Genomic DNA, 7,199 nt, shown 5'->3' with positions numbered 1-7,199 from the left:
CCAGCAGGGCCCGCCGCCCCCGGCTCCGCAGCAGATGCAGCAGCCGCAACCGGGCGGCGCGGACGACTGGATGCTGCCGCCGCCCTCGCACGCGCAGTCGGCGCCGCCGCAGGCACCGCACGCCCCTCAGGCGCCGCACGCTCCTCAGGGACAGCACGCGCCCCCCGCGCCGCCGCAGCAGTTCCAGGGTCTGCCGCCGGAGCCGCAGGCCCCGCAGTTCCAGGGCCAGCAGCCGCCCGCGCCGCAGCAGATGCAGCAGATGCAGCAGCCCCAGCAGCAGATGCACCAGATGCAGCCGCCGCAGTTCCAGGCGCAGCAGCCCGGCCCCGTGAGCTGGACGGCCGTGATCGGTCCTGACCGCGAGTACTTCCTGGCGATGATGCAGCGCAGCGGGCCGGAGGCCTCGGGCCTGAACCTGCCCGCGTACTCCCCCGAGCAGCACCTGCCGCTCGACGGCAACCAGGTGACGATCGGCCGTCGCCGCCACTCGACGGGCGAGTCCCCGAGCATCGACCTGTCGGTGCCGCCGGAGGACCCGGGCGTCTCGCACCAGCACGCGGTCCTGGTCCAGCAGCCGGACGGCTCGTGGGCGGTGGTGGACCAGAACTCCACCAACGGCACCACGATCAACGGCGGCGAGGAGCCCATCCAGCCCTACGTCCCGATCCCGCTCCAGGACGGCGACCGGGTGCACGTCGGCGCGTGGACGACGATCACGATCCGGCGCGGCTAGGAAGCCTCAGAGCTCAGGCTCGTCCGACATCCCGAGGGGCCAGGCGTACGGCCCCTCGGGATCGTCCAGCCAGGCCCACTGGCGGCCGTCGGCGACCGTGACGCCGAAGCGCTCGCGGCCCGGCCGCCGCTCCCGCCGCCACAGCGAGTACGCCTCCAGCGGATCAAGCGTGGCCGCGGTCAGCGTGAGCACGAAGCGGAACGTCTCGCTGTCCACCGCCCTGCGCGGCAGCCCGGTGAGGCGTTCCCGCGGCGCGGGCGTCACGGCCCCGCGCAGCGGCACGAAGTACGCGGAGGTCGCCAGGAACCGGCCCTCCGCATGGGCCGCGTCGCGCACCGTGAGCAGGATCAGGCCGGTGGACAGCGGGCCGAGGATGCGCGCGCCGGGCCGGCACTGCGCGAGCCAGGCGTACGGCACCGACGGCAGCGTGCAGGTCACGACGATCCGGTCGAACGGGGCACGCTGCGGGCAGCCGCGCGCCCCGTCGCCGGTGATCACCGCCGGCCGGTAGCCTGCCGCGGCCAGGTGCTGCCGGGCCGACTCGGTGATCTCCTCGTCCAGGTCGACGGTGGTGACCTTGTCGTCGCCGAGCCGGTGGCACAGCAGCGCCGCGTTGTAGCCGCTGCCCGCCCCGATCTCCAGGACGGCGTCCCCGTCCCGTACCTCCAGCGCCTCCAGCATCTGCGCCATCAGGGAGGGCTGGCTACTGGAGGAGAGCAGCTCCCCGTCGCGCAGCCGGATGGCCAGCGGCTCGTCCTGGTACGCCCCGCGCAGCCAGCGGGCCCGCCGGACGGGGTCCGGGTCGTCCCGCCAGAGCCGGTCGGGGCCGACCCCGGCCGCGTAGTAGTACGGCACGAACAGGTGCCGCGGGACCTCGGCGAACGCGGCCCGCCAGGCGGGGTCGCGCAGCGCGCCGTACGCCTCGATCGTGCGCAGCAAACCCTGCCGTGCCCGCGCACCCTCGGCGGCGAACGCGTCCTCCATCGGTGCGGCCATGCCTCCACTGTCCTGCGCGGCGGCGGCCGGAGCGAGCGATCCGGGCCGCGGGCCATGGCCGCCGCCGGACCGGTCCTAGGCCCCCGGTCCTCGGCCGGGCGGTCTGAGACCATGGAACGGTGAACGAGATTCCGCGCGGCACACTTCAGGAGCAGACCTTCTACGAGCAGGTCGGCGGCGAGGAGACCTTCCGGCGCCTCGTCCGCCGCTTCTACCAGGGGGTGGCCGAGGACCCCCTGCTGCGCCCCATGTACCCGGAGGAGGACCTGGGCCCGGCGGAGGAGCGGCTGGTGCTCTTCCTGATCCAGTACTGGGGCGGCCCCCGCACGTACAGCGACCACCGCGGCCACCCCAGACTGCGGATGCGGCACGCCCCGTTCACCGTCGACCGGGCGGCGCACGACGCGTGGCTGCGGCACATGCGCGCGGCCGTCGACGAGCTGGGGCTCGCCGCGGAGCACGAGCAGCAGCTGTGGAACTACCTGACGTACGCGGCGGCCTCGATGGTCAACACGCCTGAGTGACACGGCGTACGCGGTTGGTCACGATCCGGTCATCCATGAGCATGTTCCGGTCAATCGCACGCCACATCCGCCACGGCGCACGCAGTCGCCACTAACTTCACAGTCGCAACACATCGAACGGACATCCGCACCCGGCGGATGTCCTTCTTCTTGTGGAGGTTCATCGTGCAACGGAGAACCATGCGACTCGGCGCCGCGGTCGCCGGAACCATCACCGCGCTGCTGGCCGGGGGCATCGCCCAGGGCAACACGTTCTACGTCTACCACGGCAGCGATTTCAGCTACATCAGCAGCGACCACACCTACGTGCGGGTGTGCGACCGCGAAGTGGACGGCTTCAACGTCTACAGCGAGTTCAAGCGCGTGAACGGCGCGAGCGGACGCGTGGAGGAGACCGGCGGCTACTGCAAGTCCGGCAGCTCCAGCAGCTCCGCCGTGCGCGAGCTGCGGACCTGCGAGAACTACCCGTTCGCCCCGGACAGCTGCTCGTACTGGTACAAGCACTGATGAATGCGTCTCCCGCCCTGGACGTCTCCGGTCTCACCTGTGAGCTCGGCGGGCGCACGCTCCTGCGCGACGTCGCTCTGACCGCGCGGGCGGGCGAGTCCCTCGCCGTCACCGGCCCGAGCGGCAGCGGCAAGTCCACGCTGCTGTCGCTGCTCGCCGGCCTGCGCCGGCCACAGGCCGGGACGGTCCGGGTGTGCGGGACCGACGCCGCCGCGCTGCGGCCCTCGAAGGCCGCGGCGTGGCGGCTGCGGACGATCGGCTTCGTCTACCAGTTCGGCGAGCTGCTCCCCGAGCTGAGCGCCGTCGAGAACGCCGCCCTGCCGCTGCTGATCGGCGGTACCCCACGTGACGAGGCGTACGGGACGGCCGGCCGGCTGCTCGACGAGCTCGGGGTCGGCGCGGTGGCCGACTCGCCCGCGGGCGTGCTCTCCGGCGGCGAGCGGCAGCGGGTCGCGGTGGCCCGCGCCCTGTCCACCCGCCCGCCGCTGCTCCTCGCCGACGAGCCGACCGGCGCGCTCGACGAGCAGGCCGCCGACGACGTCTGCGAGCTGCTGTTCTCGCTCCCGGAGCGGTACGGGACGACCCTGCTCACCGTCACCCACAACCCGCTGGTGGCGTACCGCGCGGACCGCCGACTGCGGCTGCGCGACGGCCGGTTGACGGAGGCGGCCGCCCAAGCAGAGGCGGAGGCCGAGGCCGAACCGGGCGCAGACTCGCGGGCGGAGGCCGAACCGGGCGCAGACGCGCGGGCGGAGGCCGAACCGGGCGCAGACGCGCGGGCGGAGGCCGAGGCGTGACGCGTACGGACGCCCGCCCCGTCCGCCGGGGCGCCACCGCGCAGTTGCTCGCCGTCGGGCGGCGGGCCGCGGGGTCCGGACGGGATCCCCGGCACGCCGTGCAGGCGCTCTGCCTGGTCCTCGCCGGGGTCGCCGCCGCGCTGCTCGTCTGGGGGGTGCAGGTCAACGCCGCGGTGTACGGGGCGCGGGACGCCCGTACCGAGGCCCGGCTCCCGGTCCGTACCGCCCCGGGCTCCACGCCCGTCGCCTGGTGGGCGGACAGTTCGGACACCGTGGGAGACCGGGCGTTCGCCGTCGTCACCGTCGAGCCGGTCTCCGAGCGCGCCCCCGTGCCACCCGGACTGCCGCGCTGGCCCGCGCCCGGCGAGGCGTTCGTGTCGCCCGCGCTGCTCGACGCGCTGCCGCGGTCCGCCGACCGGTACGGCCGGCTCGCGGGCGCCATCGCCCCGAGCGGCCTGCTGGATCCGGGCGAACTCCTCGTCTACCGGCGGCCGCCGGCAGACGCCGGAGCCATGGACGCGGACCACGCCCTCGCCGTCTCCGGCTTCGGCGCCCCCTTCAGCGACCCGACGTTCGAGTTCAACCGGGCCTTCGACCGCGCCGAGGCCGATCTGTACTGGCTGATGACGCCGCTGCTCGGGCTCCCCGCGGCCGTCCTGCTCGTCGTCGCCTCCCGGCTCGGGGCGCGCGGCCGGGACCGCAGGCTCGCCGTGCTGCACGCGATCGGCGCGGGCCGTTCGGTGCGCGCCAGGATCGCGGCCGGCGAGTGTCTGCGTCCGCTGGCCGTCGGCGTCCTCGTCGCCGGCGCGCCGCTGACGGTCGTCGCCTTCACCGGGATCACACTCCCGCTGACCCGGTACGAGATCGCCGCCCGCGATCTCGCCGCGCTGCGCTGGTCGTTCCCGCTCTCGCTGCTCGCCGTCTGGGCCCTGTTGTGCCTCGCCTTCGCCGCCCTGCATCTGCGGATCGCCGACCCGTCGGGCGCCCGCCCCCGACCCGCCCAAGTCCGGCCCTCCGCCTGGCCGGGCCGGGTCTGCGGGCTGGGCACGCTGGGCGCGCTCTGGGGCGCGATGCTCGGCGGCGCGTGGGGCGTACGGCTGTTCAGCGTCGGCACGGTCCTGGCCCTTGCCGGGCTCCCGCCGCTGATCGGCCGGGCCGCCGCGCGGGTCTCCGCGGCCGTGACCCGGCGGCGGGAGGGCGATCCGGCCCGGCTGGTCGGCGGCCGCTGGGCCGCCGCGCACCCCGGGGTGCTCGCCCGGAGCAGCGCCGCGATCGCCGTACTCCTCGGGCTGCTCGCCCAGGTGCACATCACGGTCGGCGAGTTGACCACGGAGGCCCGGCACGCCGCCGTGCTCGCCGAGCGGCTCGACGGCCGCCTCGTGGAAGTGGTCGGCGCGCGGAACGCCGGGCAGGCCGGCCGGTTCCTGGCCGCGCTCGCGCCCGACGCCCAGGTGCTCCGGGTCGTCCACCCCGCCGAGAACGCCCCGCCGGTGGTCGTCGGCGACTGCCGGGCGCTGGCGGCCCTCGCCCCGTTGCGTACCTGCCCGAGCGGCGCCCCGCTCCCCGTCGAGCAGGTCTTCGCCGAGCGCACCCCGCGGACGGAGGCGCTGCGCTGGACGACGTTCGGCGCGGCGACCGTCCGGGCCGCGGCCGGTCCCGACGAACTGCGGCAGGGGGAGGGCGCGTTCGTGGTCCTCGTCCGGGAGGCCGGGGACGTGGCCGGGGTCGAGCGTGCCGCGTACGCCTCCTTCCCGCTGACCGATGTGCGCGTGCCCGGCGCCGAGCACGTCGTCGGGTCTGCGGCCCGCGCCCGGATCGCCGACTGGGTGCTGCTGATCGCGGGCCTGGGGCTCGGGTTCCTCGTCCTGACCGGCTCGGCGGGTCTGCTGCACGCCTTCCTGGACCGGGCCGACGAGTTGCGCCCGATGGCCGGGTACACCTCGGGGGCCGGGTTCCATCTGCGAGTCGCCTGGTGGGGCATGGGCGTGCCGACGGTCTGCGCGGTGGTGCTGGCCACGCTGTTCGGCGGGCTGCTCGCCTCGTTCAACCTCGCCTTCCTCGCGCCGTCCGGGAACTCCCCGGCCGGTCTGCTCGGCGGCGGACTCGCGCTCGCCGTGCTCGTCTGCGCGGCGGCGACGGTCGCGGGCGGGGTGCTGGGGGCCCGGTACACGCACAGCTGGGCGCCGCGGGGGGACTGACCGGCCCTGCCCCGTCCGCGTGTTGACGGAATGTACGGCTCCGCACACGGACGGGCGGAATCCGGTGATGCTGCGCCGGATAACGGTCACGATCGAGTCAAGGACGGTCGTGAGCGCGGTGCAAGCGGTTTCCACACCTCGTTGCCCTCTGAAAGCATCCGGTGAACGTTGCGGGGTCGTCGGGGGAAGACTTCAGGGGGATGGGTGACGGGGTTCGTACTGCTGCGCGTCAGGGCGCACCGGCTGCTGCTCGCCGCCGCGCTCCTGGCCGTCCTGCTCACCACCTCCGTCCTCGCCGCCCTGGCCGGCTTCTCCGGGTCCGTCGGCGACGCGGCCCTGCGCTCCACGCTCCAGGGCCGCGACGCGGCCGGCGCCGGGCTCGTCGTCACCGCGCAGGTCCCCGTCGACAAGCGCGCCTCGGCGGACGCGGCCGCCCGCGCGGGCGCGCGGAAGACCTTCGCGGGCCTTCCGGTGACCGTGCGCAAACTGGAGCGCTCGGGGCCGTACGCGCTGCCGCGCAGCCTCCAGGACGCCGCCGCCCGCCGCGGCCAGCCCGACCTCACGCATCTGGCCGCGCTCGACCGCTCGCGGATCGCCCTGGTGCGCGGAACCCTCCCCCGGGGCTCCGGGGCCGCTGCCGGGACCACGGCCTCCGGGACCGTCCAGGTCGCGGTGCCCGAGGCCGCCGCCAAGCGGCTGCGGATCGAGCCCGGGGCCGTGCTCGACCTCACCGACCGACTCGACGAGAAGCGTGCGCTGAAGGCCCGGGTGACCGGGGTCTACCGGCCCGCCGATCTCGCCGACACGTACTGGCGGTTGGACGAGGCCGCCGGGCGCGGCGTGCGGACCGTGGACTTCACGACGTACGGGCCGCTGCTCGCCGACCCCGCGCTGCTCGGCTCCGGCCGGCTCAGCCGGGGCGAGACGGCCTGGCTGGCGACCGCGGACTTCACCGGCGTGACCACCGACCGGATCGCGTCGCTGCGCACCGCGGCCGCCGCCGGGTCCGCGGTGCTCGCCGCCGACGCGGACCCGTTCGGCGGCGGCACGGTGACCGCGCAGACCTCGCTGCCGACCGTGCTCCAGCAGACCGAGCGGGCCCTGCTGGTGTCCCGTTCCACGCTGCTGATCGTGGCGGTGCAACTGGTGCTGCTGGCCGCGTACGCGCTGCTGCTCGTCGCCCGGCTGCTCAGCTCCGAGCGGTCCGGCGAGACGGAGCTGCTCCGGGCGCGCGGCGGTTCGCGCGGCCGGATCGTGTGGCTGGCCGCCGTCGAGGCGGCGCTGCTCGCCCTGCCGGCGGCCGTCGTCGCGCCGCTGCTCTCCGGTCCGCTGACCCGGCTGCTCGCCGAGCACTCGGCGCTCGCGGAGGCCGGGCTGCGGCTCGACGCGACGCCCGTCGCGCAGGTGTGGCTGGTGGCCGCCGGGGTCGCGGTGTGCTGCGCGG

Annotated in this window: 7 protein-coding genes; 6 read left to right on the top strand and 1 reads right to left on the bottom strand. The window is 75.5% G+C overall.

Translation table 11 applies throughout. The annotated features are described in order from the left end of the window. Positions 1–733: FHA domain-containing protein (locus tag VIU94_RS41905; protein WP_331920472.1), on the top strand; the 733-nt coding region annotated here is incomplete at its 5' end. A gap of 6 nt (positions 734–739) precedes the next feature. On the opposite strand, the gene VIU94_RS41900 is transcribed toward VIU94_RS41905, so the two are convergent. Next, entirely contained in the window at positions 740–1,729 is a 990-nt protein-coding gene (locus tag VIU94_RS41900) for a methyltransferase domain-containing protein (RefSeq protein ID WP_331920470.1), read from the bottom strand. Between the two features lie 119 nt (positions 1,730–1,848). Between VIU94_RS41900 and VIU94_RS41895 the strand changes: the two genes are divergently transcribed. The 5 genes from VIU94_RS41895 to VIU94_RS41875 form a co-directional block, all read left to right on the top strand. Next, positions 1,849–2,253 carry a globin gene (locus VIU94_RS41895; protein ID WP_331920468.1) on the top strand — a complete coding sequence of 135 codons (405 nt, stop codon included), beginning with the start codon at positions 1,849–1,851 and terminating at the stop codon, positions 2,251–2,253. Between the two features lie 180 nt (positions 2,254–2,433). Beyond that, positions 2,434–2,760 (top strand): hypothetical protein, encoded by a 327-nt coding sequence (locus VIU94_RS41890; protein ID WP_331920466.1) that lies wholly within the window; start codon positions 2,434–2,436, stop codon positions 2,758–2,760. Further along, the gene (locus tag VIU94_RS41885; RefSeq protein WP_331920464.1) at positions 2,760–3,557 is read left to right on the top strand and encodes an ABC transporter ATP-binding protein; all 798 of its coding nucleotides are present in this window, start codon (positions 2,760–2,762) and stop codon (positions 3,555–3,557) included. Before VIU94_RS41890 ends, VIU94_RS41885 begins: the two co-directional genes overlap by 1 nt. Beyond that, the gene (locus tag VIU94_RS41880) at positions 3,554–5,755 is read left to right on the top strand and encodes a hypothetical protein (protein WP_331920462.1); all 2,202 of its coding nucleotides are present in this window, start codon (positions 3,554–3,556) and stop codon (positions 5,753–5,755) included. Before VIU94_RS41885 ends, VIU94_RS41880 begins: the two co-directional genes overlap by 4 nt. A gap of 204 nt (positions 5,756–5,959) precedes the next feature. After that, the coding region (locus VIU94_RS41875) for an FtsX-like permease family protein (protein WP_331920460.1) at positions 5,960–7,199 on the top strand (1,240 nt) is incomplete at its 3' end.

The organism is Streptomyces sp. (genome assembly GCF_036566765.1).
GTDB lineage: Bacteria > Actinomycetota > Actinomycetes > Streptomycetales > Streptomycetaceae > Streptomyces.
This window is presented reverse-complemented; position numbering and strand designations above follow the sequence as displayed.